The sequence below is a fragment of the Candidatus Njordibacter sp. Uisw_039 genome, assembly GCF_047730075.1.
Classification (GTDB): domain Bacteria; phylum Pseudomonadota; class Gammaproteobacteria; order Pseudomonadales; family Balneatricaceae; genus Njordibacter.
Map to the genome: position 1 here is coordinate 1,644,550 of NZ_CP159831.1, position 25,372 is coordinate 1,669,921.

The following is a 25,372-nucleotide window of genomic DNA, read 5'->3' on the forward strand; positions in this document are numbered from 1 at the left end:
ACAGCGGGATTATAGGGGCTCAAATGCAATCTATTAGTGCATATTGCACCACTAATAAGCAGTTCGTTTTCAAACCGCCTCAAAACAGTGCAAAGATAAATTTAAGGAGTTGTAGTGGAATCCACAATGAGCGCAGTCGCCACCTTGGTGCAAAGTTCTAATACCCTGTTCATTCTTATGGGAGCCATTATGGTGCTTGCCATGCATGCTGGTTTTGCCTTTTTAGAGGTGGGTACAGTTAGGCATAAAAACCAAGTTAACGCCTTAGTTAAAATTATGACGGATTTTGGTTTCTCCTGCCTTGCGTATTTTTTTGTAGGCTACTGGATCGCCTACGATCAACACTTTTTTACCAGCGCCGAGGCTTTAAGCGCTAATAATGGCTACCAGCTGGTGAAATTTTTCTTCTTAATGACCTTTGCTGCAGCTATTCCTGCCATAATTTCTGGAGGTATTGCTGAACGAGCGCGCTTTTGGCCATTGCTTGTTGCCGCTGCGTTAATCGTAGGTATTGTCTATCCCTTATTCGAAGGTATCGCCTGGAATGGCAACTATGGCTTCCAATCATGGCTAGAACAAACCTTTGGCGCAGGCTTTCATGACTTTGCAGGCTCCGTAGTAGTGCATGGCATGGGTGGTTGGCTCGCACTTGCAGCAGTATTGCTCCTAGGCACTCGCAAGGGACGTTATCGTAAAGGGAAATTAGTGGCATTTGCGCCTTCAAGCATTCCCTTTTTAGCCTTAGGATCATGGATTCTAACGATTGGCTGGTTTGGTTTTAACGTGATGTCAGCTCAAACCCTAGATGGCATCAGTGGTTTAGTGGCCGTCAACACGCTAATGGCCATGGCTGGCGGTACTATTGCTGCATTGGTCATTGGTAAAAATGACCCAGGGTTTGTCCACAATGGACCATTAGCTGGCTTAGTGGCTGTGTGTGCTGGTTCCGATTTAATGCACCCTATTGGTGCTCTAGCCGTAGGCCTGATTGCAGGTGGCCTTTTTGTTTACACTTTCATGATGACCCAAAATCGCTGGAAGATTGATGACGTGTTAGGGGTGTGGCCACTACACGGACTGTGTGGAGTATGGGGGGGTATCGCTGCAGGCATCTTTGGTTTAGAGGCCTTTGGTGGTTTAGGTGGTGTAAGCTTTATGTCTCAGCTGCTTGGCACCCTACTCGGATTAAGCATTGCCTTAATCGGTGGATTTATTGTGTATGGTGGTGTGAAGAAGTTTATTGGGCTAAGACTCACGGAAGAAGAAGAGTTTAACGGCGCCGACCTAAGTATTCATAAAATCGGCGCTACGTCGTTAGACTAAAACGAATTAGTCTTTTTTCAACCAAGGATTAAAGTCTGCCTGATCCTTGGTTGTAGGTTTAGATACAGGTTTAGATTCTGCATAGTCTGCGTCATAAAACTCTGAAGTGATGGCCACTTCAGGCTTGTACTTACGGATTTCCCAACAGCGATGAATCTTCTTATTGCGATTAAAGTCTTTATCTAAGGTCTCGTCACTGATGTCAACTACATGATTGTGTTGCAGTACCTTTTCGTCTAATTCAAAACGGCGATAGTTAGTAGAGAATATTAACAAGCCATCTTCTGTTAACAAGTCCATTACTTTATGAATCATCCACGCATGGTCACGCTGTACATCTAACACACCTACCATCTTCTTAGAATTAGAAAAAGTAGGAGGATCAAGGAAGATCAGGTCATATTCACCCTTGTGGCTCTTGATGAATTCCATGCAGTCGTGCTGTTCAAAACGGTGTACCTGGTCGCTAAAACCATTCAAAGCAAGGTTCTTTTTACCCCAAGACAAATAGGTAGCCGACATGTCTACACTCAATGACTTATGTGCCCCACCGTGTACCGCATGCATGGTCGCGGTGCCGGTATAACAAAATAGGTTTAAGAAGCGTTTACCATGAGCTAGATATTGAATTTTTTGACGGACAGGTCGGTGATCTAAGAACAATCCAGTGTCTAAATAATCGTTAAGGTTCACTAGCAGTTTACAACCACCCTCTTGAACCTGAATGTATTCACCTTTTTCATCATGGGTTTGATACTGATCCTTGCCCGTTTGCTGGCGGCGCTGCTTTAATACAATGCGTTCCTCTGGAATTTGCATAGCTTGCGGCAATGCCAGCATCACTTCTTCTAAACGGCGCTGAGCTTTTTCGGCATCAACAGTCTTAGGCGCTGCATATTCCTGCACATGCAGCCAATCACCATAAATGTCGATCGCTACAGCATACTCTGGCATATCAGCATCATATAAACGGTAACACTCAATGCTTTCCTGCTTTACCCATTTGCTTAACTGCTTGCGATTCTTCGCAACGCGGTTTGCAAACATTTGGGCACCTTCACTGAGGGCTTGTAATGGAATTTCACCACTGGCTTGGCGTCGATCTGCGAAGCGGTTAGTGGTTTCTAGAGTGTACATTAACAGCTGGCTTTTAATGGCACCATTATAAAAAGAATACTGCTTGTGGGAACGTAAACCCACCGCCTTACCTAATTCAGTATTGCCGGTAAACACGCCTAATTCCCAGCCAATAAAGTCTTGGCTCAGACGCTCTCCCAAATGTTGATACAAATACTGGATGTCTGCTACTTCACTTAATCGCTCCCCATATGGAGGATTAGTAATCACCAAACCCGTTTGTTGTTCAGCGTTGTGTGTTAGTGGCTTTAGGTCTTTGAGCTCTCTGTGACTCACACGGATGCGGTCGGTCATGCCTGCTTGTTTTAAGTTTTCACGGCATTTAGACACTGCTTTTGGTTGACCATCGTAACCATGGATTTCGCTGGTGGCAGCAGCTTCACCCGCTTCTCTGCGTAACTCAGCAGCGTCCCAAACTTCACGCCACAAGTCTACATTGTGCTGCTTCCACATTTGCAAACCAAAACGCCAACGTAATAAGCCTGGCGCAGTATCAGACGCCATCATTGCCGCTTCAATTAAAAAGGTGCCAGAACCACACATAGGGTCCAGTAGTGGCTTACCAGCCGCAGCCATCGCCGGCCAGCCTGCACGAATCAAAAGAGCTGCAGCTAGGTTTTCTTTTAGCGGCGCCATACCACCTTCACGACGATACCCACGCTTATGTAAGCTCTCACCAGACAAATCTAAGCTAATACGTACACGGCCTTTAGTGATGAATACGTTGATCCGCACATCAGGCTCTTGTTTAGCTATGTTGGGACGTATTTCACCTTTACTGCGAAATTGATCAACTATGGCGTCCTTTACTTTAAGAGCACCAAAGTGAGTGTTGTCGATGCCACGCATACGGCCAGCATAGTCCACTAAAAAGGTTTGATCGCTGTCAAAATGCTCAGTCCACTCAACTTTACTTACGGCGTCATAGAGTTCGTCAACACTATCAACGGCTTCACTGTGTAATAGCAGTAGCACGCGGTTAGCCAACCGGCTCCACAAACATGCGCTGTAGCCTACCTTTAAGTCTCCATTAAAATAAACACCACCTTGGGTTAGCTTAATGTCTTCCGCCCCCAAAGGGCCAAGTTCATCTGCCAGTATAGGTTCCATGGCTTTGGGACAGGTGGCAAAAAAGGCGTAGGTCATAGGTAAATACTGCAGCAATCAAAAGGGCGCGCAGTATAGCACCATTGACAATGCAGAGGGGAAAATGGTTCCAGCAGAAATTAAGGAGGGACTTGGTAAGTGCACCGTGTCAATGCAGAAAATGCATTACCACAGTGCTCAAGATTTTTCCATTAGCAACAGTTGAGTGTTAAACACGCTAACACCATAGTTCCAACCTATCTGAGTAATGCCAATAAAAAATGACATGAATGAGGGTTTTAGGGGAGACCTATATTCAGCCACAACTAGATAGGAAAATAGTGATCTACCAACAACAACACGAACAATAGCATAAGGTAAATAATAGAATACCAAAACGTCTTCATGGCCGCCTTGTCATAGGCTCCTCGATACAAACACAGGGCCCAATATAGGAACCGAATATTCAATAAGGTCACACCTACTAAGTAGATAAATCCACTCATACCCACAATATAAGGCAGCATGGTAGAAATAATCATCAACACGGTATACAAGAGAATTTGTAAGCCAGTGAACTCTAAACCATGGGTCACAGGCAGCATCGGAATCTCAACCTTAGCGTATTCATCACGCTTGTGGATAGCCAAGGCCCAAAAATGAGGCGGCGTCCAGGCATATATAATGAGTACTAAAAGCAGCGCATTGGGGTCGACAGTCCCAGTCACTGCAACCCAACCCAAGAGTGGCGGCATGGCCCCTGCAAGACCGCCAATGACAATGTTCTGGGGCGTGGCACGCTTTAGGTAGCCAGTGTAAATAAAGGCATAGCCGATTGAAGACGCTAAGGTTAGCCATGCGGTCATCGGATTAACCAATATATACAATATAGCAAGGCCGATAACTGCCATTACAGCCGCAAAAAAAAGCGCATGGATTGGTTTTACTTTGCCCTTCGCTACTGGTCGGTTATGGGTACGGCCCATTTGACCGTCAATGCGGCGATCAATGACATGATTAATGGCGGCTGAAGAACCAGCCGTCATGGCGATACCCAAGTTACCCCAAATTAATACTGGCCATGGCACCATACCAGGAGTTGCCATGAACATGCCTACTAAGGACGTCAGCAACATGAGTAAGACCACATTGGGTTTACACATCTCATAATAATCACGCCAGTTAATAGTACCTGGCGTTGCTGTGGCTTCAAAGCTCATTGAGGCGACCTCGGTCTGAAAAAACTATATAAATAAGACTAAAAGTAAGTGCAAACAAGGATGCGCCACCAAAGTTATGTGCAACAGCAACTGGCAAGGGTAGGAAGTAATAAATATTAGCTACGCCTAAACAAAACTGCACTGTAAACAACACTAAAAAACCTAAACCAAACTTACGTAAACGACGATCCTCTTGCGCGATAAGACGATAGCTCATAAAAAGCAAAAATAGGCCTAAAATAAGCGCACCATATCGATGTAGTACATGAATAGCCTGACGGGCTTCGCTATTCATCAAACCACCCAAATAATTTGGACCAATGGACTGAGTTACATTAAAACCTTCCGAAAAGTCCATTGTGGGCCACCAAGAACCATTACAAGTTGGCAAATCAGTACAGGCTAAGGCAGCATAATTGGAACTCATCCAGCCACCAAGAAAAACTTGGCTAGCAATTAAAATTAAAGTCACAATTGCCCAAAGACGCAACCTGCTTGGGCTTAAGTTGGTCAGCGCTAGCAATTTAACCTGCTGCCCCATGCGATGCAGTTTTATCAATAAAACGGCAAGCAAGCTAGCAGTAATAAAGCCACCCATCAAGTGCGATGTAACCACTTGCGGCCACAACTTCCAGGTCACTGTCCATGCACCAAAAGTACCTTGCAGAATGACCATAGCTAATAAACCTTGGGTCAAAACAAAAGGATAATTCAAACGTCTTCGTTGCGACCAAGATCCGACGGCTAACACCAAAATAACAAAACCTAGCATGGTTGCAAAGTAGCGGTGGATCATCTCTAACCACCCTTTTTGTATCTCTACTGGAGCTTCTGGGTATAAGGCTTCAGCGTTAGCAATTTCTAGGGCGGTTTGGGGCACAACAAGAGAGCCATAACAGCCAGGCCAATCAGGACAGCCTAAGCCAGCATCAGCCAAGCGTGTCCAAGACCCTAAAACGATGACACAGGCCACAATAGCAAGGCACATATAAGTTAGCAACAAACTCCACTTGGGTGCAGCAGTACTAGTATCCATAATCTTTGTTACCCTATATTTGAGTTTTTGAGTAATTTCTTAAGGTCTTTTAACAATTGTTTGCCCACAAAATCTTTAGCGTAATACATCATGATATTACCTAAAGGATCGACCAGATAAATACCTTCACCCATTGCAAAAAATTCTGTTGCTTGGCTCGTGAGCTGAATCAGCGCAGGATAGTCTTTTTTTAACTGCTCGTTATATGCACCCTTTTGATTCACTAGAAAGCGCGTAACACGGTGCGCCTCTTTGCCCAGAGCAACATTAATTTGACGCAGTAAATAGGTCGCCTCTTTGCACGCCTTATCACACTCTTGGGGCGTTAAATAAATTACCAGCCATCGCTTATCTGCATCTTCCTGAGACCAAGGTACAGCTTTTTCGTTAACTAATTGAGTTTGTTTGAGTTGATTAGGTGGTAGCAGTAACTGGCCAAAATTGGTGCGCCCATCTGGCACTCCCCATAGATTGAAGTACATCACCATAGCGATAGCTAATGGCACAGCAGTAACACAAAACACAGCGTACAAGGTCAAACGGTTAGTCTTTTTAGTACTCATTAATCTACCTTTTTAGCATCTAAGGGTGAATAAAATACGCGATAAATATATAAAATGATAAGGGTTAAGGCAAGGCCAAACCATTGCCACGCATAAGCCAAATGTTTTGCATCAGTCATAGTGCTAGCCCGCCAATGTGGCGTTAAGGTTGCATCACCTGGTTGATCAAGCATAAGCACCCAGGGCAACAGTGTGCCTTGTAACGAAGCTTTTAAATGAACAGCTAATTCAGGCGGCAAAATGGCCTGCACGAGCTGCGGATATTGGTCAGTATAAACATCTGTGCCTAGTTGGTAAGGATTAGCTTGAACCATAACCAGGCGCCCTGTCAGAGACACCTCACCATCAACCCAGTCAGTGGCAGGCAAGGGATTTCTTTGGCCATATGACGCAAACCAGCCACGATTAACAAGCAATAAATCAGTGCCTAACCCAATCAGGCCAACGGCGTCATAACCCACTTTACCGTTTACAACTTGATTATCTTTTAACCAAATAAAGGGCTTGATAAAGCGACTATTCAGTGTCACTCTTTGGAAGTTCTCTAGGGCACCTAACTGGAGCTCTTGTCCTTGAGCAAGCGTAATAGGTTGCTCTAAGGAAGCCAAACTTGCCTGCAGCTGTTGCTTTTGATCGGCTCTATCTAGTTGCCAAAATCCTAAGCTAATAGTTAATGGCAAAAAGAAAAGCGTGAACACCGAGATTGCCCAATAGTGCTGCATTCGTTTAATCATTATTTTAGCTACACCTAATTAACGTATTTAATGAGACCCTTTATATGTTCAAAATCGTCATCGTCATAGTGTTACTCTTAGCCCTAATTAGCCTAGCAAGTGGATTCTTTTTCTTAATGAAGGACGGTACAAAATCAACCCGGTTATTAACGTCATTAACGTACCGTATTTCCTTAATTATACTGCTGATTTTACTAGTTACCTACGGATTTTGGAGCGGTCAACTTGTGACTAGCTCGCCATGGGCTGCTATTCATTAATTCTAAAAACCATCACTAAAAACAGAAAAGGCAGCCATTAAGCTGCCTTTATGGGTATTACAATAAAGCTTATAAGATATAGACGAATAAGAACAAGCCTACCCAGACCATATCTACGAAGTGCCAATACCAAGCAGCGGCTTCAAACCCAAAATGCTGATCTGGTGTAAAGTGTCCTTTGCAGATACGGATCCACATAATGAACAGAATAAACGCACCAATGGTTACGTGCACACCGTGAAAGCCTGTCAACATAAAGAAGGTAGAACCATAAATGCCTGAGTCTAACGTAAGGCCTAATTCAGTATAGGCTTCAATGTACTCCAACACCTGATAATAGACGAAGATGGCACCTAAAATAACCGTAACAGCTAACCAAAAAATGGTCTTACCACGGTGCATTGCCCTAAGAGCATGATGAGCAATGGTTAAGGTTACGCTAGAAGACATCAACAACACTGTATTCAATAATGGAATATGCCAAGGGTCGATCACAGCTTTAGGGCCAGGAAGGTCTGCACCTGCTGGGTTGTTAAACATAGGCCAAGCGTAATCAAAATCAGGCCACAACATATGTGAGGACCCTTTATCACCTTGGCCATCTAACCAAGGGCCTGCCCACTGGCGTACATAGAGTAATACACCAAAGAAAGCAGCAAAGAACATGACTTCTGAAAATATGAACCAACCCATACCCCACCGGTAAGACATGTCCATTTGTGGGCTGTACATGCCAGCCCTACTTTCTATGATTACTTTACTAAACCAATTGAAGAGTATGAAGGCTAGTAACAAAGTGCCCACTAAAAAGACTAAATGAGGAAAGGCATAACCTACCCCACCAGAACTCATGTGGTTAATCATACCACCCGCACCGGCAGCCATGCCTATGAGGCCAAAGCTTGCCACAATTGGAAAGTAACTACTCTCTGGTACGTAATAACTGGATGTTGTCATGTATCGCTCCTTCGTCGAAGACTTGTTATCGGGCCGTATTATACGACTTAAATTATATATACACTGTTGCTATTCAGCAAAAGCGCCTGCATCAAATAACGTATAAGACATAGTCACCTTACGAACATGAGCCGGAAGTTCTGGGTCTAAGGAGAAAATGAGCGGCATCTTACGCCCTTCCCCAGCCTTTAACTTCTGCTGATCAAAACAGAAACATTCTGTCTTTTGCACGTATTGGGCTACCTCAGATGGAGATACACTTGGCACCGCCTGCCCTACCATGTCTTCTGTGGTTGGGTTTAGCGCCCAAAACTCTACCTGAGTCCATGCGCCTGGATGCATTTCCACTTCTTCTTGCAAAGCTTCAAATTCCCAGGGCATACCCGCGTTATTAGTTGTTATAAACTGCACCGTTATAGTGCGACTTGTATCAACCCACTGCTCAACTCTTTCCACCGGACCTGCGGTTTTGCCGTTGATACCGGTAATCTCACAAAATACGTCATACAAAGGTACTAAAGCAAAACCAAAACCAAACATAGCTACAGCGGCTAGTACTAACTTTAATGCCGTGTTTTTCGGCTTAATGCCAGATTGGTTATCTGGCTTTGATGAATCAGATTTCATATAGCTTTAAATTTAACCTTACTTAACGTGAGGTGCCTCAGCAAAAGTGTGATAGGGGGCTGGTGACGGAATAGTCCACTCCAAGCCTTCTGCACCTTCCCACACTTGATCTGTAGCTTTTTCGCCACCGCGGATAGTCTTGATCAATATGAACAAGAAAATAAGCTGAGAGAAACCAAAGATGAAGGCACCAACAGTAGCAATTGCATTAAAGTCCGCAAACTGCAGCGCGTAATCAGGGATACGACGCGGCATGCCTGCTAAACCAACAAAATGCATCGGGAAGAAGGTCACGTTAACGCCGATGAAGGACATCCAAAAATGGAATTTACCCAACTTCTCATTGTAGTAATTGCCTGTCCATTTAGGTAGCCAGTAATAAACACCTGCAATAATACCAAACAGTGCACCCGGTACTAGCACATAGTGGAAGTGAGCCACTACGAAATAGGTGTCATGGTACTGGAAGTCTGCAGGAGCAATAGCAAGCATTAAACCGGAGAAACCGCCAATGGTAAATAGCACCACAAAGGCCAAGGCAAATAACATGGGAGTTTCGAAGGTCATAGAGCCTCTAAACATGGTCGACACCCAGTTAAAAACTTTCACTCCCGTGGGTATAGCTATCAACATGGTAGCGTACATAAAGAAGAGTTCAGTCTGCAGCGGCATACCCACAGTAAACATGTGGTGAGCCCATACAATAAATGACAAGAAGGCTATGGACGAAGTGGCATATACCATTGAAGCGTAACCAAACAGCGGCTTACGAGCAAAGGTAGGAATGATTTGCGACACAATACCAAAGGCTGGCAAAATCATAATATACACTTCTGGGTGTCCGAAGAACCAAAATACGTGCTGGAACAACACAGGATCACCACCACCAGCTGCATCAAAGAAGCTAGTACCAAAGTGAATATCCATCAACATCATGGTTACTACGCCTGCCAAAACAGGCATTACCGCAACGAGCAAATAAGCCGTAATGAACCAAGTCCACACAAATAGTGGCATTTTCATCAAAGTCATGCCTGGCGCCCGAAGGTTTAAGATAGTAACAATAATGTTGATGGCTCCCATGATGGAGGAAATGCCCATCATGTGCACACCAAAGATGAAGTAGGTCACACTACTGGGTGCGTATGTAGTAGACAGGGGTGCATAAAAAGTCCAACCAAAGTTTGGCGCACCCGCTTCAGTGAATAACGTGAACAGCAGCATGCCAAAAGCAAACGGCAATATCCAAAAGCTCCAGTTATTCATGCGTGGCAAAGCCATATCTGGCGCCCCAATCATGAGTGGAACCATCCAGTTAGCAAGGCCAACGAAGGCTGGCATAATAGCACCGAACACCATAATTAAACCGTGCATGGTAGTCATTTGGTTATAGAACTCAGGTTCTATAAGCTGCATACCCGGCTGAAATAATTCAGTGCGAACAATAAGCGCCATAACACCACCAGTAAGAAGCATGGTGAAGGCAAACCAAAGGTACAAGGTACCGATGTCTTTGTGGTTAGTTGTTAATACCCATCGCATGATGCCCTTCGCAGGGCCGTGATGGCCATGATCATCGTGACTAGCAGTCGCAGTTGTCATAATTTAGCCTTCTATTTTTTCGCGTCAATTATCATTTGTGGAGTCACTGTTTCGCCCGTATCGTTACCCCAAGCATTTCGCTCATAGGTAATAACAGCGGCGATCTCAACGTCACTAAGCTGAGCACTAAATGACTGCATAGCCGTACCAGCCTTACCATTGAGTACAATATCGATGTGACCAGCCATATCGTTAATAGCAATTGGGCTACCCGCCAATGCTGGGAACACACTACCCATACCCTGACCTTCAGTACCATGACAACCCGCACAACTGCGAGCGTATACTTCAGCACCCTCAACCATGAGTTCGTCATAGCTAAAGTCACCTAGTGCAGCGGCGGCTTCTGCGATTTTACCGGCACGTTGATCGTCCAACCATGCTTGATACTCGTCTGCGGTCACTGCTTCTAGCACAATGGGCATAAAACCGTGTTGCACACCACAAAGTTCGGCACACTGACCTCTATATAGACCTTCCTGACCTTCTGGGATCAACGCCCAAGATTCGTTGATGTAACCTGGAATCGCATCTTTTTTAACTGCGATCTCTGGTACCCACCAGGCATGAATCACATCGTTAGAGGTAATGAGGAAGCGTAGCTTTTGGCCCGTAGGTACGACAACATGCTTATCAACTTCAAGCAGGTAGTTTTCACCTTTTTCAGTACGGTTATAAATTTCGTCTGTTGTAGTGGATAGGTTACTAAAGAAGCCCACATCTTCGCCAAGGTAGTCATACTGCCACTTCCATTGATGACCGGTAATCTTAATATCCACGGCAGAATTTGTAGTGTCATACATTTGTATCAACACAGTTGTAGCTGGCACAGCCATAGCTATCAGGATGACCGTTGGCACAGCAGTCCATAATAATTCTAAACCAAGGCTTTCGTGAAACTGAGAAGCAACAGCACCTTTGGACTTTCGATGCTTGAAAATGGAGTAAAACATGACGCCAAAAACGACGACACCAATCCATACGCAAATCCAAAAAATAAGCATGTGTAGTTCGTAAATAGATTGACTTACTTCTGTGATGCCTCGAGGCATGTTCAGTTCCCAATCTGCCATTGCGGCGGGAGCTGATACCAAACCCAAGACTACAGAACTCAGGCGTTGCCAAGCTCTAGAAAACATACCTACCCTCCAATTGATCTTTTAGATCGTGGATATTAATTAGTGCCCAAACAAGACTTAATTTGAGCCGCGGTGATTATCGTCAATTAAGGGGGTATTTAGCAAGTATTATTTTGGTATTATATTGAATATTTGCCCGTGTTATCAACTGGGAAGGACACTATTGACCGCAGTAACCACAATGATTACGAATACTACCAGGGTACCTAGGCCTACATAGATCATCCGCTCTAAACCACCTTCATTAAGGTCTTCTTCACGTTTCTGATTTGATTGTATGCCTACTAAACCCGCAAGCACGCTTTGACCGTAGCTTAACAGCGTGCGGAGGATTGATTTTTGTTCGCTCATAGCTCTCTCTTTAGGTTTTGGCTTTAACATTTAATAACACTTCAGCAGGCGTTCACACATTGTTTAACCAAACCGGGACCTTGATAGATTAAACCGCTGTATACCTGCACTAACTTTGCGCCTGCAGCGAGCTTTTCTACAGCATCATCGCCACTAGCAATGCCACCCACGCCAATAATAGGTACTTGTTCACCTAGAATAGCGAACAAATCAGCGATAGTTTGCGTTGATTTCTCTTTTACTGGCGCACCACTCAAACCACCCGCTTCATTAGCAAATTCAAGATCAGCCACACCATCTCGGCTTAAGGTAGTATTAGTGGCAATCACTGCATCCATTTCTTGTTCTAATACACAACGGGCTAAGTCCTGTAGCTGCTCGTCATCCATGTCTGGCGAAACTTTTACAGCTAGGGGTACATATCGGCCATGAATCTTTGTTAGCAATGCCTGCTCTCTCTTTAGAGCTGCTAGCAACTGTCTTAACGACTCACCATACTGTAAATCGCGCAAACCTTGGGTATTTGGGGAAGAAATATTAACAGTTATATAGGTCGCATGAGCATAGACTTTTTGCATACAAATGACATAGTCAAGTGCGGCATCTGATATGGGCGTATCGAAATTTTTCCCAATATTGATACCTAGTACGCCCTTGAATTTAGCTTTTTTAACGTTTTCAACTAAATGATCTACACCCTTGTTATTAAAGCCCATACGATTAATCATAGCGTTAGCTTTAGGCAGTCTAAATAGACGAGGCTTGGGGCTTCCTGCTTGAGGTTTTGGGGTGGTAGTGCCCACCTCCAAAAAACCAAAACCCAATGCAGCAAGGCCATCGATAGCGCTGCCATTTTTGTCCAAACCTGCGGCAAGCCCTACGGGGTTTGGAAACTCGATACCCATCACAGTCACTGGTAAATTAGGCACTTTGGGGGCTAACGCCGGTAACAAGCCTAACCGCGCTCCTGCCGCCAGACTTTCTAGTGTTAACTCATGGGCAGTTTCTGCCGACAATTGGAACAATATGCTACGAACAACAGAATACAAAGACACACCTCATAAATTTAACAACAAATACATATTCAATAAGTAGTATACCGTATGCCATCAAAAGGATACATTTTCATACATAAGAAAAATGCATATGAACGACTAGGCGTCATCGGCTATGGGTAACCAAGGAGCGCAACTCATTGAGCGTTTTTAGGCGCTTTCCTTGTTCAAAACAAGCGTCTGCTTGAGGGTAAATACGGCCCAACAACTTAAGCCATTGCTTTATGCGTGCATGTTGAAACCTGACTTCAACTTGCGCCGCTACCAAATCGATAAAATAGAGCACAGTAGGCACTAACGCACTCCAATCCCATTCTTGTGCCGGGTGGCCTATTTGCAGATGACAAATTTGTAACGCCAAATCTGGCTTCCATACCAACCCACGGCCAATCATGACATCATCACAGCCGCTCACCTGTTGACATGTCGTGTAGTCCTCTGGAGTCCACACTTCACCGTTGGCAATGACAGGAATAGACACCTGCCGACGGATTTTTTCTATCCACTGCCAATGGGCAGGCGGACGGTAGCCCTCTACCTTGGTTCTTGCATGAACAGTAAGCTCATTAGCGCCAGCACCTTCAATTCCCTTCGCATTTTCTATAGCTAAGTCTTTAGTGGCAAATCCCAAACGCATTTTGGCACTTAACCAAGCGTCATCACCAATCGCTTGCCTTACCGTAGCTACAATATGGGCAACCCTTTGAGGCTCTTGCAACAATATCGCCCCACCCTGGCTGCGATTAACAGTTTTTGCTGGGCAACCAAAATTTAAATCTATACCAGGAGAACCCAGCTCTAAGGCCCGCACAGCATTGGCGGCAAGCGCTGCAGGGTCACTACCAAGCAATTGAATACGTACGGGTATACCCGCAGGTGTTTTACAGCCGTTAGCGAGCTCTGGGCACAAACGCTTAAATACTTTCGGTGGTAATAGTTGAGTAGTTACTCGAATAAATTCCGTGACACATAGATCAATACCCCCTATACGAGTGAGGCAATCACGCAAAATATCGTCGGCCAAACCTTCCATAGGCGCCAAAATGATGCGGCTCACAACTTAAACTCTACTTCACAGCCGCTTCTCGCTCGGCTAATATAGCGGGCTATAGCTTTTCTAATTGCCGTTCTAGTTACTATCAGGTAAATCATGTTCACTGGTATCGTCCAAGGCCAAGGCCAAATTAAATCCATTGCTGAAGGTAAAAACCAACGCAGCTTTGTTATTACTCTTCCCAATGCCATTAGTCTCAATGTAGACATTGGTGCCAGTATTGCTATCAATGGTGCCTGTCTAACGGTGACCACCCAAAATAGCAACCATTTTAGTTTTGACGTCATCGGCCAAACTCTAAAGCTGACCAACTTAGGGCTGCTGCAACAAGGCGATTGGGTCAACGTAGAACGTTCATTAAAATATGGTGATGAAATAGGTGGCCATATCATTTCTGGGCATGTTTCTGTGGCAGTGACCATTAGCCGAATCGAATACCAAGGCGACAATACAAGCATTTGGTTTGCCTTACCCCATGCCCACAAAAAACATGTATTGCCCCAAGGTTTTATCGGCCTTGATGGTTGCAGCCTGACTGTAGGCGCGGTCACCGAGTCTGAATTTTGCGTGTTCCTTATCCCAGAAACATTACGTGCCACAGGTTTTGGCAAAGCCAGCATAGGCACTCAGGTGAATATGGAAATTGATCACCAAACACAGACTATTGTTGCAACCGTGGAGCGCGTACTAGCCTCCCAAAGCTAGCATTACTATGGCTAAGACACACCCCCTAAGGCGATGATATACGCCTGCATAGGTCAATAATCCCATCCCTGTGTATGCTGTTTAATGAGTTTAGTGAAGAGTTTAATATGATCTTCACTATCATTTAAACATGGGATATAGTTATAATTCTCACCACCATTCTCCATGAAATAGCCTCTATTCTCCTCACCAATTTCTTCAATTGTTTCTAGGCAATCCGCACTAAACGCTGGAGCAATAATATGAACATTTTTAACACCTTTACCAGGTAACCCTTTGAGCACTTCGTCTGTGTAGGGCTGCAACCATTCAGCAGGACCGAAACGACTCTGGAATGTAGTCATAACGTCTTCCTCTTTTAATTGCATATGCTCCTTTACAAGGCGCGTAGTTGCACGACAGAAACAATGATACGGATCACCTTTATCAAGGTACGCTTTAGGAATTCCGTGATAGCTAAACAATGTTAAGTCAGGCTTACCGTGCTCTTTACGAAATGCCTTAATGCTGTTTGCTAGGGCTTTAACGTAAAGCTCATCTTGATAATATTCGTTAATAAATCGCACTTCAGGAATCCAACGCCACTTTGCTAGCACTTCTGCTACCTTGTCAAATGTACTTGCCGTAGTCGCAGCACAGTATTGTGGATACATCGGAAAAATTAAGATCTTACGTACACCTTGGTCACGCATGTTAATAAGTTGGCTTTCGATACTTGGATTGCCATAACGCATTGCTAGCCCGACTACTAGGTTAGGTAATGCTCTAGCAAGCTCTGCCTGTTGTTTCTTAGCAATGTCATAAAGCGGGCTGCCATTGTCTGTCCATACGGTTTTATATGATTTGGCACTTTTTGCTGGCCGAGTATTGAGAATAATCCCGTTTAAAATGATTTGCCAAATCAGCTTTGGAGTTTCGATAACCCTAGGGTCGCTTAAAAACTCTTTAAGATACGGACGTAGTGCTTTTTTAGTTGGAGCGTCAGGTGTTCCTAAGTTTGTTATTAGTACGCCTACTTTAGCTTCCATACCGTGTTCATAGTCTTTTTCACCTACAAATTTCATTCATACTCTCCTGCGTTCTCCCAAGGATATATAGGCCATGTTTTTTAAGACATGGTGGCAGAGCCAAGTTAGGCACTTACGTAAAATAAGACACCCACCTTTGGAAACTGATTTTGATTAGTTAATTTACTGCCAAAGCCTTAGTGACCACTTCAAATACATCTTTACTAAGCTCAGCTTGGCTTAGACGTTGCAGTTGTGCCTGCATTAATTGTTGACGACCAAGTGTGTGGCGCTTAAAACGGCCTAAGGGTTTGGCTAGATTTGCAGCTATCATAGGGTTGATAGGATCCAAAAGTAACACCATATCCGCGACAAATTCATAGCCACTGCCATCAGCTGAATGGAAGTTAATGGCACTACGGATAAAGCTGCCAACCACACTACGCACCTTATTGGGGTTGCGAATATCAAACGCCGTATGTTGCAGCAGCGCTTTTACGAGAGGCAACCGACCCGCTAAGTTGGCTCCAGCTTGCATAGCAAACCACTGGGCAACCACCTGCGCATCACCCTGCCAACGCTGGTAAAATTCTGCCAACAACGGCGTGGCTAAGTCTAAATTATCTTGGCCAATTAAAATATGTAAGGCCGCCCCCACATCTGTCATATTGGCCTGTAACGCATACTGATCTTGGGCCATGGTTTGATACTGATCTTTAGCTAACGCATTGAGGTAGGCCAGGCAGGTATTCTTAAGGGCCCGCTGGCCTATGGCCTTGCCTGTTTGGCTAAACAGCCCAGTATCATGACAACGCTGGTAACAGGCCAGCAGTTCACTTTCTAAAGCCGAAGCAATAGCAAGGCGCATGGCTTCACGACCTGCGTGAATTAGATCCACATCAACAGTGGTTTGGGTTTCCGCCAAATAAGCTTCACTGGGTAATTGTACAAGCTTGGCAACCATCGCTGGGTCTAAGGTTTCATCCACCAAACTACTACGTAACATGGTCACCAATTCATCAGCCAGTTGATAGCTAGCAGATTGGGACATGGCCTGCTCCGTCGCTTCAATCAACAAACGTTGGCACGCCTCCCAGCGGCAAAAACCATCTTGGTCTTTGCTAGCGAGAAACAACAACTGCTCTTGAGTATAGGCATAGTCCAATTTAACTGGTGCAGAAAAGCCCCGCAACAGCGATGGTACGGGGTGTTCTGCCACGCCTTCAAAAACGAAAGTTTGCTGTGCCTGAGTAATGTTTAGGACACAATTATTGCCTTGCACAGACTCAGAACCCTGCAACTGCAAAGCTATCTCCCTACCCTTGGTATCTAACAAGGCCATACGCAACGGCAAATGGAACGGTAGCTTTTGCTGACACTCTGCTGTTGCTGGTGTGGCTTGTCCTACAGTAAGGCTATATTCTTTGTTTGAAGCGTCGTAGATATCGGTCACGGCCAAGGTAGGAGTGCCAGCCTGACTATACCAGTGTTTGAATTGACTCAAATCGATACCACTGGCGTCACTCATGGCAGCAACAAAATCATCTGTAGTCACGGCTTGGCCGTCGTGACGATCAAAATACAGATCGCTACCCTTACGGAATAGTTCATCTCCAAGTAAAGTGTGAATCATACCTACCACTTCTGCACCTTTCTCATACACAGTCACTGAATAGAAATTATTAATTTCAATATAGGATGCAGGCCGTATTGGGTGAGCCATTGGGCCAGCATCTTCCGCAAACTGATGGGTGCGCAATAGGGTAACGTCATCAATACGCTTTACAGCGGCAGAGTATGTATCTGCTGTATATTGCGCATCACGGTAAACAGTAAAGCCTTCCTTTAAACTAAGCTGAAACCAATCACGACAAGTGACACGGTTACCAGACCAGTTATGGAAGTATTCATGGGCCACGATGCCCTCTATACGCTCGAACATCGCATCACTGCTAGTGGCTGGGTCTGCTAATACACAATCAGAATTAAAAATATTGAGGCCTTTGTTTTCCATGGCCCCCATGTTGAAATCATCCACCGCAACAATCATGAACAAGTCTAGATCATACTCTCGGCCATAAGTCTGCTCGTCCCACAACATAGAACGTTTAAGAGATGCCAGTGCGTGGTCACACTTATGGCTGTTATGAGCTTCTACAAATATTTGTAAATCCACTTTGCGGCCAGACCGGGTAGTAAATTCTTCGTCTTGGCGCACCAAATCGCCAGCTACCATAGCAAACAAATATGCCGGTTTAGGGAATGGGTCATGCCACACAGCAAAATGCCCGCCATTATCTAAGTCACCCTGTCCCATAGGATTACCATTAGCCAATAATATAGGATAGCTGGCTTTATCTGCACTGATACGAGTAGTGAATACAGACAAGGCATCTGGGCGGTCTAGGTAATAGGTAATATTCCGAAAACCCTCCGCTTCGCACTGGGTGCAATACATACCACCAGACTTGTACAACCCCTCTAAGCTCGTATTCAACTGCGGCTGAATCAGGCATTCCGTAGTTAATTCAAAGGCTTCTGGACACTGATGGATAGATAGCACAGTATCCTCTAGGTCGTAGAGTGAGTCATCTAAAATAAGTCCATCCATCATCACTTCTTGCAGCTTAATGTCTTTACCGCCTTGCAATACGAGTTCTGACGAAGATTGATTAGACGCCGGATTACGACATATTTTTAGGCAGGCGACAACAGAGGTGTATTCATTACCAATGCGAATATCTAGGTCTGTGGCTTCGATAATAAATGCTGGAACCTGATAATCTTTTAAGTAGATTACTTGAGAGTTTTTAGTCATGAGCTGAATTGCACCAAATAGGATGAGTATTTGCGGACGTTAATCACCGCGGTATCAAAAATAAGGTATTGGCCCTTAATACCCATCAATTTGCCTTCTAATACAGGTTCTTTATCAAGATTATGGGAATTGATTTTGGTTGGATACTCTAATACTGGGTAGCGCATACTGATGGCCGCCGTATCTAACCATTGATAATCTTGGTGGCTTAGCCCACCTAACAAGGCTTCTAGATCATCTTCCGATTCATTCAACAATAGATTTGCTGCTTGAGCCATGTCAATGGCTTGCACATCACTTTGTAGCAGTTTTCTCCAATTGGTTTTATCGGCTACATATTGCTTAAGGACGGTCTCCACATCTCCAGACAATTTGCGGGTAGCTACCTGCATGATAGGCATAGCTTGGGACGCACCTTGATCGAGCCAACGGGTAGGCATTTGATTGATCCGAGTGATACCTACCTTAAGGCCAGAAGAATTGGCCAAATAGACAATATGTGGTTGCATACAAAATGCTTTCCCCCAAGCTTCATCACGGCAGGTTCCAGCATCAAAATGACACCGCTCCGGGCTCATAATACACAGGTCACATTGGGGTAATTTTTGCATACAAGGGAAACAATAACCTTGGCTGTAACTCTTTTTCGTTTTACGACCGCAATGACTACAGTTAATCTGCCCCAAATGTTCTAACCGAATAGTTTGGCCTATTAGCGGATTAAGGTGCAACTCTTGATCTCCCACAGTGAGAGTATATTGCACTTGGGCGTGAGGCACGGCATCAATGTGGGTAGTCAGCTTAGCTAGGTGCCCAGTAAGCACGTGAGGTGTTTGCATAATTAGTGTATTTTAATGACTTGTTCGTCGGTTTTTTTAAGCGTCGAGCCAGAGCTAGACGCACACTTGTCAGGCATATGCCCTGAGTGCTGTTTGGCATCAAGCTTCATAGATTGGTAACGCAAAACAGCTTCCATACAGGAGGCTTTTTGATCTTCACTGAGCACCCTACCATCTGGCCATTTGCCAGTCTCAACAGCAGTCTTCAAACGCAGGTAGACTGCGGGTGTTAGTTGGGCAATGAGTTGATTATATTCCATCAGCCACACCTCTTAGATAAAAACTTGGAGCAAAATAATAGCATAAATCACCATACCCACCGACTCTTTTTTACCTATTGTTAGATCGAATACGCCATAACAAGGTGTGCAAAAAAGCCCATACAACTCCCGCCACTAGGCCACCTAAGTGAGCCATATTAGCCATGGCCCCAAACCCAAGCGCTGAAAACAAACCACTGACACCCAACAGCAACCATAACAACATGAATATGAGGATGCTTTGTGGTAGGTGATATCGTGGAGCATTATAACGATCTATCACCCATATATAGCCCAACAAACCGTAAATAACTCCTGATAGGCCACCAAACAAACTCGCTTCTTGCCATGCTTGAGCTACATTAGCCGCAAGGCTAGTGACCAATAACAAAGCCACTAAAAGCAGCTTTGATTGATGTTCTATACGCCGGCCCAAATCCAGCCACCACAACAAATTAAAAACCATATGCAACCAACCAAAATGCAACAGCATTGGGCTAATTAAGCGCCACGGTTGTTGCCATAAGTGCTCAAACCCGTTGACAAGGTATGCTTGAGTATCCAACACAAGAGGAAAGAAGCTTAACCAGGCAACTGCTTGTAAGTCGGTACCGAGTTGAGAAAATAGCGCCACCAATACGGCAACTAAAAAAACCAAAAGCGTTATAGGGGTTAACCTAAACCAAGCCTTAGCATGAGCCAATGAGAGTAACGCAGCGCCCATAAAAGACGAGTTAACTTGGTCTGATAAAATGGAGTGGGCAGGCTCTTCTCCAGCGTTACCCTGCAACACCTGCTGCATTAGCGTCTGAGCAGCACCGTGTTGCGCAGAATCTTGTAGCCACAATTGCTGTTCACTTTCTACAAAACGGACACGATGAGGCATCTTATGTTGCCACAGAGCTTGCGTGATCGGTGTGAGATCTACGTTAGCGGGGAACCTTTGCAGAAGAATCATTGGCCATCTTCACTAGCACGAGCATGCCACCCTAACTTACTGCGGCAACGGTCGTAAAAATGATGGCCTAAGGGATGTAACACTTTGAGTCGTGCTTCATGGCGCTGTATATGCACCCTATCACCGGGTTCACAGGCAATGTGCACTTGCCCATCACAACTAATAATCGGTTGTGTACTGTTGTCTTCACCAATAAGAATCTCCAGTTCTGCATCTGCCGCCACCACTAAGGGCCGACTACTTAGATTGTGGGGGTTCATGGGCACCAGAGCAATTGCATCTAAGCCAGGGTGCATAATTGGCCCTCCAGCTGAAAGTGCGTAGGCGGTCGATCCTGTGGGAGTAGCTATAATCAAACCATCAGCTCGATCAATATAAACAGCAGTGCCATCAATTGATAGATCATAAGCCAGCATTCGGGCCGATTTACCAGGGTGTAATACGATGTCATTGAGACCACTACCACGGCCTATTTCCTGACCATTACGCAAGACATGGGCAGACAACATAAACCGATTGCTAGTTTCAAACCGTCCAGCTAGTACAGCCTCAAGAGAAACTTCCACCTGGTCTGGTGCTATGTCTGTTAAAAACCCCAATTTGCCACGGTTGATACCAATTACCGCTACACCATAGGTAGCCATAATACGTGCAGCAGAGAGCATGCTGCCGTCTCCCCCTACCACGATTACTAGGTCACATCGTTGTCCCAAAAAATGACGATCGCCAGTACCATAAGCGGCACTAGTGAGCTGATCACTATTTAGAGAATCAGCAATGCGTTCATCTACCCACACTTTGCATTGGCACCTACTAAGGCACGTTATAACCCGGTGTAAGGTTTCGATTACTGCAGGGCTGTGAAGCCTTCCAATAAGACCAACTTGTTTGAATTGTGTCACAAAATCCCTCTTTTAAATTGAGGCAAGTGGCTAACTAAGATAAGGTTTCTTGCACCAAACCCATGAGTTCATCCTCATGATTAAAACGCTCGGTAAGCACTTCACCTAAACGCGACAAGCGGCCACTAAAGTGCCCAACATCTTGAATAGAAAGTTTTTCGACAGCACCATATTCATCATCAAAAATGACAATTTTGTCTGTTGTATCGTGGATTTTACCTAGTACGATACGCGCATTGTCTGCGTGTTGACCATTGTGTTCGGCTATATGCTTTAATAACTGCTCATAAACATTAAAGTGACCACGGGAACTGTAATCCACCATCGCCTCACAAAAACTGTGTAGCTCCTGGATCACGTTATCTGTGACACTTAATTGAGGCAGAGCTACAAATTGAGTTAATAACGCCTGTCGCTCTATTAACCATGCATCAATAATGGCATCAAAAGCTTCATCTAAGCTTTGACCTTGTTCCTGCATCATCAGATGGTCTCCGGACAATACGACAGCAAAAACAAAAGGGTACCTTGTTACTCTTCCGTGAACAAGGCTATTTTTCAAGAGGACTAGAGCACATGATCGTCAAGTGGCTCTGACCCTGTTAAAAAAAAAGCCGAGGTATTTACCTCGACTTTACTTTAACTACTTATAAAAGTAGTTGTATGACTTAACCAAACTGGTTCATGGTGTTGTCTTTACCTGAAGCCTTAAGGGCTGCATCGCCAGAGAAGTACTCTTTGTGATCATCACCCATGTCGGAACCAGCCATGTTTTGGTGCTTAACACAGGCAATCCCTTGACGGATTTCCTTACGCTGTACACCGGCTACATAACCCAACATGCCTTGGTCACCAAAGTACTCTTTAGCCAAGTTGTCCGTAGACAAAGCTGCAGTGTGGTATGTAGGCAAGGTAATTAAGTGATGGAAGATCCCAGCTTCACGAGCCGAATCAGCTTGGAAGGTGCGAATCTTTTCATCAGCTGATATAGCCAAGGCAGAACCATCATAAGATTCGCTCATTAGTTCAGCGCGCTTGTAAGCAGAAACATCGTCTCCTGCAGCAGCCATGGAGTCAAAAATTTGCTGACGGAAGTTCAAAGTCCAGTTAAATGATGGAGAGTTGTTGTAAACCAACTTAGCATTCGGAATCACTTCACGAATACGGTTTACCATGCCACCAATTTGCGACACATGAGGCTTTTCTGTTTCTATCCACAAAAGGTCCGCTCCATTTTGCAAAGACGTAATGCTGTCTAACACACAACGGTCTTCACCAGTGCCCTGGCGGAACTGGAACAAGTTAGAAGGTAGGCGCTTAGGACGCACTAGTGTGCCGTCTCGGTTAAGCACAACGTCGCCGTTATTTAAGTCTGCAGCTGTAACTTCATCGCAATCTAGGAACGAGTTATATTGATCACCCAAATCACCCGGTGTGTTGGTGACAGCAATTTGCTTGGTCAAGCCTGCACCTAGTGAGTCTGTCCGAGCAACGATTACACCATCGTCTACCCCTAACTCAAGGAAGGCATAACGTACGGCACGAATCTTACCTAAGAAGTCTTCGTGTGGCACGGTTACTTTACCGTCTTGGTGGCCACATTGTTTTTCATCAGACACTTGATTTTCTAACTGAATACAGCATGCACCTGCTTCGATCATACGCTTAGCTAGCAGATAAGTTGCTTCTGCGTTACCAAAACCTGCGTCAATATCAGCGATGATAGGGACCACGTGAGTCACAAAACCATCAATTTTGTCTTGGATTTTTTTTTCTTCAGCAGTATCGTTATTGTCACGAGCCGTGTCCAAAGCACGGAACAGACCGCCCAATTCGCGGGCATCAGCTTGACGTAAGAAGGTGTATAGCTCTTCAATCAAAGCGGATACAGATGTTTTTTCATGCATAGACTGGTCTGGCAATGGACCAAAATCTGAACGTAATGCCGCAACCATCCAACCAGAAAGGTACAAATAACGACGATCCGTATTATCAAAATGTTTCTTAATAGAAATCATCTTCTGCTGACCGATAAAACCATGCCAACAGCCTAAGGATTGAGTGTACTTGGAACTGTCTTGGTCATAGGCATCCATGTCTGCACGCATAATGCCAGCTGTATAACGGGCGATATCTAGACCAGATTGAAAGCGGTTTTGAGCTTTCATACGAGCTGCAGATTCTGGGTTGATGGCATCCCAAGCGCTGCCCTGGGCAGCCTTAAGGTTAGCAACGGCGTGAATATCGTCTTGGTATTGAGACATGACATTTCCTTGGTTTGTGTGACTATTATTAGACTATAGAATGAGTCAATACATTGGGGCTGTATCCTCTCAGTAATGGGGCCAGTTTAGAGCGGTCTTAAGGGTTATAACAGCCATCAATAGTTATGCCTACTATTCACAAAACAAATAGCAAAATAAAACACATTCGCTATAAAAGTAAAAGCCTCGACAGCCTGTGTTTCCCATGGCATAATTTACACAAGCTATTGCATAAGACTTTAGTATTGTGCAAATGAATAACGCCCTGAGCATCCACCTATTGGTGGACTTGACCTTTCTGGAGTTGAACATGAGCATTGATCGCGTTGACCTTAACTTATTGGTTTATTTAGACGCCCTTTTAAAAGAGCGCAACGTCACAAAAGCTGCCAATCAACTCGGCCTAAGTCAACCGGCCATGAGTAATGGTTTAAGACGCTTGCGAGAAGTGTTTGAAGACCCTTTACTCATTCGCACCAGTGACGGCATGACGCCAACGGAACGAGCCCTTGGTCTCCAAGCGACTATCCGCGAAGTATTGGCCACCATCGACAAGGCTGTGCAGCCTCAAGCGGCATTTGATGCACTTACTTCTACCCGCGTATTTCGTATTATGGCCAGCGATTATTCGGAACCAACTCTCATTCCTCCTTTGGTAGAACGTTTACGTAAAGAAGCGCCAGGCGTCAGCCTAGACATTATGACGCCGTCTGATGTGGATTTTTACGATGTAGAGCAAGGCAAGGTAGATTTAGTCATTAACCGCTTCGATTCTATGCCACAATCTTTTCACCAAAAAATCCTCTGGCGAGACCAGTTTATCTGCCTGATGAATCGTAACAACCCAATGGCCCAAAATTTCACCTTAGATAGCTACTTAAAGGCCCACCATATATGGGTAAACAAGACCGGCATGGGTGCTGGAGTCGGTATGAACCCTAAAGATGTGCAGCGCCGAGGCTGGGTAGATAACGCTTTATCTGAGCTTGGCAAGACACGTAACATTCGCGTCTTTACTCGCCATTACCAAGCAGCGGTGCAATTGGCCAACCAAAAAGACCTTATTGTGACACTACCACGCAAAGCCACCTTACAAACCATGCATAACGATGACGTAGTCATGTTAGACCCGCCCTTCCCCATACCTGAAATGACCTTAACCATGGCCTGGAGCCCTTTGTTGCAGCATAACCCTGCTCACCGCTGGATTCGTGGACTCATCACCGAAGTAGCACGAAAAATCGACGAGGCTTAAACTCTCGTGCCACTGCAAAAACCTGTGGCCCACAGCAATCCATAAACTGCACGCTTGGGTTGCTTCACTGCCCTTGCAATGTCATGAGCAGGGTTAAAATAAATACCAGTGTCCTCGCAACGAAGACACCAACTATTTCCATTCCAAATAACCAACATATTCCCATACGACTAAAGACTTATCAGTCATTCCTATTGTTTCCTATATAATGATTTTGTAC

General features: G+C 44.8%; 24 protein-coding genes. 4 read left to right on the top strand and 20 right to left on the bottom strand.

The window, feature by feature from the left end; all coding sequences use genetic code 11:
* Window positions 1-114 precede the first annotated feature (114 nt).
* Window positions 115-1,323, top strand: a complete 1,209-nt coding sequence (locus ABXT70_RS07830; RefSeq protein WP_443639934.1) for an ammonium transporter — start codon at window positions 115-117, stop codon at window positions 1,321-1,323.
* 6 nt (window positions 1,324-1,329) lie between these two features.
* Here the strand turns inward: ABXT70_RS07830 and rlmKL are convergent, their stop codons facing one another.
* From rlmKL to ABXT70_RS07855, 5 genes are all read right to left on the bottom strand, one after another.
* Window positions 1,330-3,606, bottom strand: a complete 2,277-nt coding sequence (gene rlmKL, locus ABXT70_RS07835) for a bifunctional 23S rRNA (guanine(2069)-N(7))-methyltransferase RlmK/23S rRNA (guanine(2445)-N(2))-methyltransferase RlmL (protein WP_443639935.1) — start codon at window positions 3,604-3,606, stop codon at window positions 1,330-1,332.
* A 266-nt stretch (window positions 3,607-3,872) separates the two neighbouring features.
* A complete protein-coding gene (cyoE, locus tag ABXT70_RS07840) occupies window positions 3,873-4,766 on the bottom strand; it encodes a heme o synthase (protein ID WP_443639936.1) in 894 nt (297 codons plus the stop codon).
* Window positions 4,756-5,802, bottom strand: coding sequence for a COX15/CtaA family protein (locus ABXT70_RS07845; RefSeq protein ID WP_443639937.1), 1,047 nt, complete (start codon window positions 5,800-5,802; stop codon window positions 4,756-4,758). Before ABXT70_RS07845 ends, cyoE begins: the two co-directional genes overlap by 11 nt.
* An 8-nt stretch (window positions 5,803-5,810) precedes the next feature.
* The gene (locus ABXT70_RS07850) at window positions 5,811-6,365 is read right to left on the bottom strand and encodes a hypothetical protein (RefSeq protein ID WP_443639938.1); all 555 of its coding nucleotides are present in this window, start codon (window positions 6,363-6,365) and stop codon (window positions 5,811-5,813) included.
* Window positions 6,365-7,099: an SURF1 family protein gene (locus ABXT70_RS07855; RefSeq protein ID WP_443639939.1), complete on the bottom strand. Its 735-nt coding sequence runs from the start codon at window positions 7,097-7,099 to the stop codon at window positions 6,365-6,367. The genes ABXT70_RS07850 and ABXT70_RS07855 overlap by 1 nt, the downstream gene beginning before the upstream one ends.
* A gap of 44 nt (window positions 7,100-7,143) precedes the next feature.
* On the opposite strand from ABXT70_RS07855, the gene ABXT70_RS07860 reads away from it, so the two are divergent.
* Window positions 7,144-7,359, top strand: a complete 216-nt coding sequence (locus tag ABXT70_RS07860) for a twin transmembrane helix small protein (protein ID WP_443639940.1) — start codon at window positions 7,144-7,146, stop codon at window positions 7,357-7,359.
* A gap of 69 nt (window positions 7,360-7,428) precedes the next feature.
* Here ABXT70_RS07860 and ABXT70_RS07865 read toward each other — a convergent pair whose 3' ends face one another.
* From ABXT70_RS07865 to ABXT70_RS07895, 7 genes are all read right to left on the bottom strand, one after another.
* Window positions 7,429-8,316: a cytochrome c oxidase subunit 3 gene (locus ABXT70_RS07865; RefSeq protein ID WP_443639941.1), complete on the bottom strand. Its 888-nt coding sequence runs from the start codon at window positions 8,314-8,316 to the stop codon at window positions 7,429-7,431.
* Window positions 8,317-8,385: 69 nt separating this feature from the next.
* The gene (locus ABXT70_RS07870) at window positions 8,386-8,943 is read right to left on the bottom strand and encodes a cytochrome c oxidase assembly protein (RefSeq protein ID WP_443639942.1); all 558 of its coding nucleotides are present in this window, start codon (window positions 8,941-8,943) and stop codon (window positions 8,386-8,388) included.
* Window positions 8,944-8,961: 18 nt separating this feature from the next.
* Window positions 8,962-10,545: a cytochrome c oxidase subunit I gene (gene ctaD, locus ABXT70_RS07875; RefSeq protein ID WP_443639943.1), complete on the bottom strand. Its 1,584-nt coding sequence runs from the start codon at window positions 10,543-10,545 to the stop codon at window positions 8,962-8,964.
* Window positions 10,546-10,556: 11 nt separating this feature from the next.
* The gene (coxB, locus tag ABXT70_RS07880) at window positions 10,557-11,684 is read right to left on the bottom strand and encodes a cytochrome c oxidase subunit II (protein WP_443639944.1); all 1,128 of its coding nucleotides are present in this window, start codon (window positions 11,682-11,684) and stop codon (window positions 10,557-10,559) included.
* A gap of 144 nt (window positions 11,685-11,828) precedes the next feature.
* A complete protein-coding gene (locus tag ABXT70_RS07885; protein WP_443639945.1) occupies window positions 11,829-12,035 on the bottom strand; it encodes a DUF2970 domain-containing protein in 207 nt (68 codons plus the stop codon).
* A 41-nt stretch (window positions 12,036-12,076) separates the two neighbouring features.
* Window positions 12,077-13,090: a quinone-dependent dihydroorotate dehydrogenase gene (locus ABXT70_RS07890; RefSeq protein WP_443639946.1), complete on the bottom strand. Its 1,014-nt coding sequence runs from the start codon at window positions 13,088-13,090 to the stop codon at window positions 12,077-12,079.
* 106 nt (window positions 13,091-13,196) lie between these two features.
* The gene (locus tag ABXT70_RS07895) at window positions 13,197-14,147 is read right to left on the bottom strand and encodes a tRNA dihydrouridine synthase (RefSeq protein ID WP_443639947.1); all 951 of its coding nucleotides are present in this window, start codon (window positions 14,145-14,147) and stop codon (window positions 13,197-13,199) included.
* Between the two features lie 93 nt (window positions 14,148-14,240).
* On the opposite strand from ABXT70_RS07895, the gene ABXT70_RS07900 reads away from it, so the two are divergent.
* Entirely contained in the window at window positions 14,241-14,849 is a 609-nt protein-coding gene (locus tag ABXT70_RS07900; protein WP_443639948.1) for a riboflavin synthase subunit alpha, read from the top strand.
* Window positions 14,850-14,902: 53 nt separating this feature from the next.
* Here ABXT70_RS07900 and hemH read toward each other — a convergent pair whose 3' ends face one another.
* The 8 genes from hemH to ABXT70_RS07940 all read right to left on the bottom strand — a co-directional run bounded on the left by hemH (window position 14,903) and on the right by ABXT70_RS07940 (window position 23,897).
* Window positions 14,903-15,913: a ferrochelatase gene (gene hemH / locus ABXT70_RS07905; protein WP_443639949.1), complete on the bottom strand. Its 1,011-nt coding sequence runs from the start codon at window positions 15,911-15,913 to the stop codon at window positions 14,903-14,905.
* Between the two features lie 121 nt (window positions 15,914-16,034).
* On the bottom strand, window positions 16,035-18,674 hold the full coding sequence (gene pepN, locus ABXT70_RS07910) for an aminopeptidase N (RefSeq protein WP_443639950.1): 2,640 nt from the start codon (window positions 18,672-18,674) through the stop codon (window positions 16,035-16,037).
* On the bottom strand, window positions 18,671-19,513 hold the full coding sequence (locus tag ABXT70_RS07915; RefSeq protein ID WP_443639951.1) for a DUF2797 domain-containing protein: 843 nt from the start codon (window positions 19,511-19,513) through the stop codon (window positions 18,671-18,673). Before ABXT70_RS07915 ends, pepN begins: the two co-directional genes overlap by 4 nt.
* A 2-nt stretch (window positions 19,514-19,515) precedes the next feature.
* Window positions 19,516-19,773 carry a YeaC family protein gene (locus ABXT70_RS07920; RefSeq protein ID WP_443639952.1) on the bottom strand — a complete coding sequence of 86 codons (258 nt, stop codon included), beginning with the start codon at window positions 19,771-19,773 and terminating at the stop codon, window positions 19,516-19,518.
* 70 nt (window positions 19,774-19,843) lie between these two features.
* Window positions 19,844-20,731, bottom strand: coding sequence for a rhomboid family intramembrane serine protease (locus tag ABXT70_RS07925; protein ID WP_443639953.1), 888 nt, complete (start codon window positions 20,729-20,731; stop codon window positions 19,844-19,846).
* Complete coding sequence (locus tag ABXT70_RS07930) at window positions 20,728-21,633, bottom strand: NAD(+) kinase (protein ID WP_443639954.1); 906 nt, start codon at window positions 21,631-21,633, stop codon at window positions 20,728-20,730. The genes ABXT70_RS07925 and ABXT70_RS07930 overlap by 4 nt, the downstream gene beginning before the upstream one ends.
* 34 nt (window positions 21,634-21,667) lie before the next feature.
* Window positions 21,668-22,117, bottom strand: coding sequence for an Rsd/AlgQ family anti-sigma factor (locus ABXT70_RS07935; RefSeq protein WP_443639955.1), 450 nt, complete (start codon window positions 22,115-22,117; stop codon window positions 21,668-21,670).
* 184 nt (window positions 22,118-22,301) lie between these two features.
* Window positions 22,302-23,897, bottom strand: a complete 1,596-nt coding sequence (locus ABXT70_RS07940; protein ID WP_443639956.1) for an isocitrate lyase — start codon at window positions 23,895-23,897, stop codon at window positions 22,302-22,304.
* Window positions 23,898-24,207: 310 nt separating this feature from the next.
* Here ABXT70_RS07940 and ABXT70_RS07945 point away from each other — a divergent pair, with 310 nt between their 5' ends.
* Complete coding sequence (locus tag ABXT70_RS07945) at window positions 24,208-25,152, top strand: LysR family transcriptional regulator (protein ID WP_443639957.1); 945 nt, start codon at window positions 24,208-24,210, stop codon at window positions 25,150-25,152.
* Window positions 25,153-25,372: the final 220 nt, after the last annotated feature.

Coding starts and splice junctions, on each gene's coding strand:
- ABXT70_RS07860 (WP_443639940.1), top strand. CDS start 7,144: ATGTTCAAAATCGTCATCGTCATAGTGTTACTCTTAGCCCTAATTAGC.
- ABXT70_RS07935 (WP_443639955.1), bottom strand. CDS start 22,117: ATGATGCAGGAACAAGGTCAAAGCTTAGATGAAGCTTTTGATGCCATT.
- cyoE (WP_443639936.1), bottom strand. CDS start 4,766: ATGAGCTTTGAAGCCACAGCAACGCCAGGTACTATTAACTGGCGTGAT.
- ABXT70_RS07945 (WP_443639957.1), top strand. CDS start 24,208: ATGAGCATTGATCGCGTTGACCTTAACTTATTGGTTTATTTAGACGCC.
- ABXT70_RS07940 (WP_443639956.1), bottom strand. CDS start 23,897: ATGTCTCAATACCAAGACGATATTCACGCCGTTGCTAACCTTAAGGCT.
- ABXT70_RS07920 (WP_443639952.1), bottom strand. CDS start 19,773: ATGGAATATAATCAACTCATTGCCCAACTAACACCCGCAGTCTACCTG.
- ABXT70_RS07900 (WP_443639948.1), top strand. CDS start 14,241: ATGTTCACTGGTATCGTCCAAGGCCAAGGCCAAATTAAATCCATTGCT.
- ABXT70_RS07915 (WP_443639951.1), bottom strand. CDS start 19,513: ATGCAAACACCTCACGTGCTTACTGGGCACCTAGCTAAGCTGACTACC.
- ABXT70_RS07865 (WP_443639941.1), bottom strand. CDS start 8,316: ATGACAACATCCAGTTATTACGTACCAGAGAGTAGTTACTTTCCAATT.
- ABXT70_RS07870 (WP_443639942.1), bottom strand. CDS start 8,943: ATGAAATCTGATTCATCAAAGCCAGATAACCAATCTGGCATTAAGCCG.
- ABXT70_RS07850 (WP_443639938.1), bottom strand. CDS start 6,365: ATGAGTACTAAAAAGACTAACCGTTTGACCTTGTACGCTGTGTTTTGT.
- pepN (WP_443639950.1), bottom strand. CDS start 18,674: ATGACTAAAAACTCTCAAGTAATCTACTTAAAAGATTATCAGGTTCCA.
- ABXT70_RS07855 (WP_443639939.1), bottom strand. CDS start 7,099: ATGATTAAACGAATGCAGCACTATTGGGCAATCTCGGTGTTCACGCTT.
- ctaD (WP_443639943.1), bottom strand. CDS start 10,545: ATGACAACTGCGACTGCTAGTCACGATGATCATGGCCATCACGGCCCT.
- rlmKL (WP_443639935.1), bottom strand. CDS start 3,606: ATGACCTACGCCTTTTTTGCCACCTGTCCCAAAGCCATGGAACCTATA.
- hemH (WP_443639949.1), bottom strand. CDS start 15,913: ATGAAATTTGTAGGTGAAAAAGACTATGAACACGGTATGGAAGCTAAA.
- coxB (WP_443639944.1), bottom strand. CDS start 11,684: ATGTTTTCTAGAGCTTGGCAACGCCTGAGTTCTGTAGTCTTGGGTTTG.
- ABXT70_RS07885 (WP_443639945.1), bottom strand. CDS start 12,035: ATGAGCGAACAAAAATCAATCCTCCGCACGCTGTTAAGCTACGGTCAA.
- ABXT70_RS07845 (WP_443639937.1), bottom strand. CDS start 5,802: ATGGATACTAGTACTGCTGCACCCAAGTGGAGTTTGTTGCTAACTTAT.
- ABXT70_RS07925 (WP_443639953.1), bottom strand. CDS start 20,731: ATGATTCTTCTGCAAAGGTTCCCCGCTAACGTAGATCTCACACCGATC.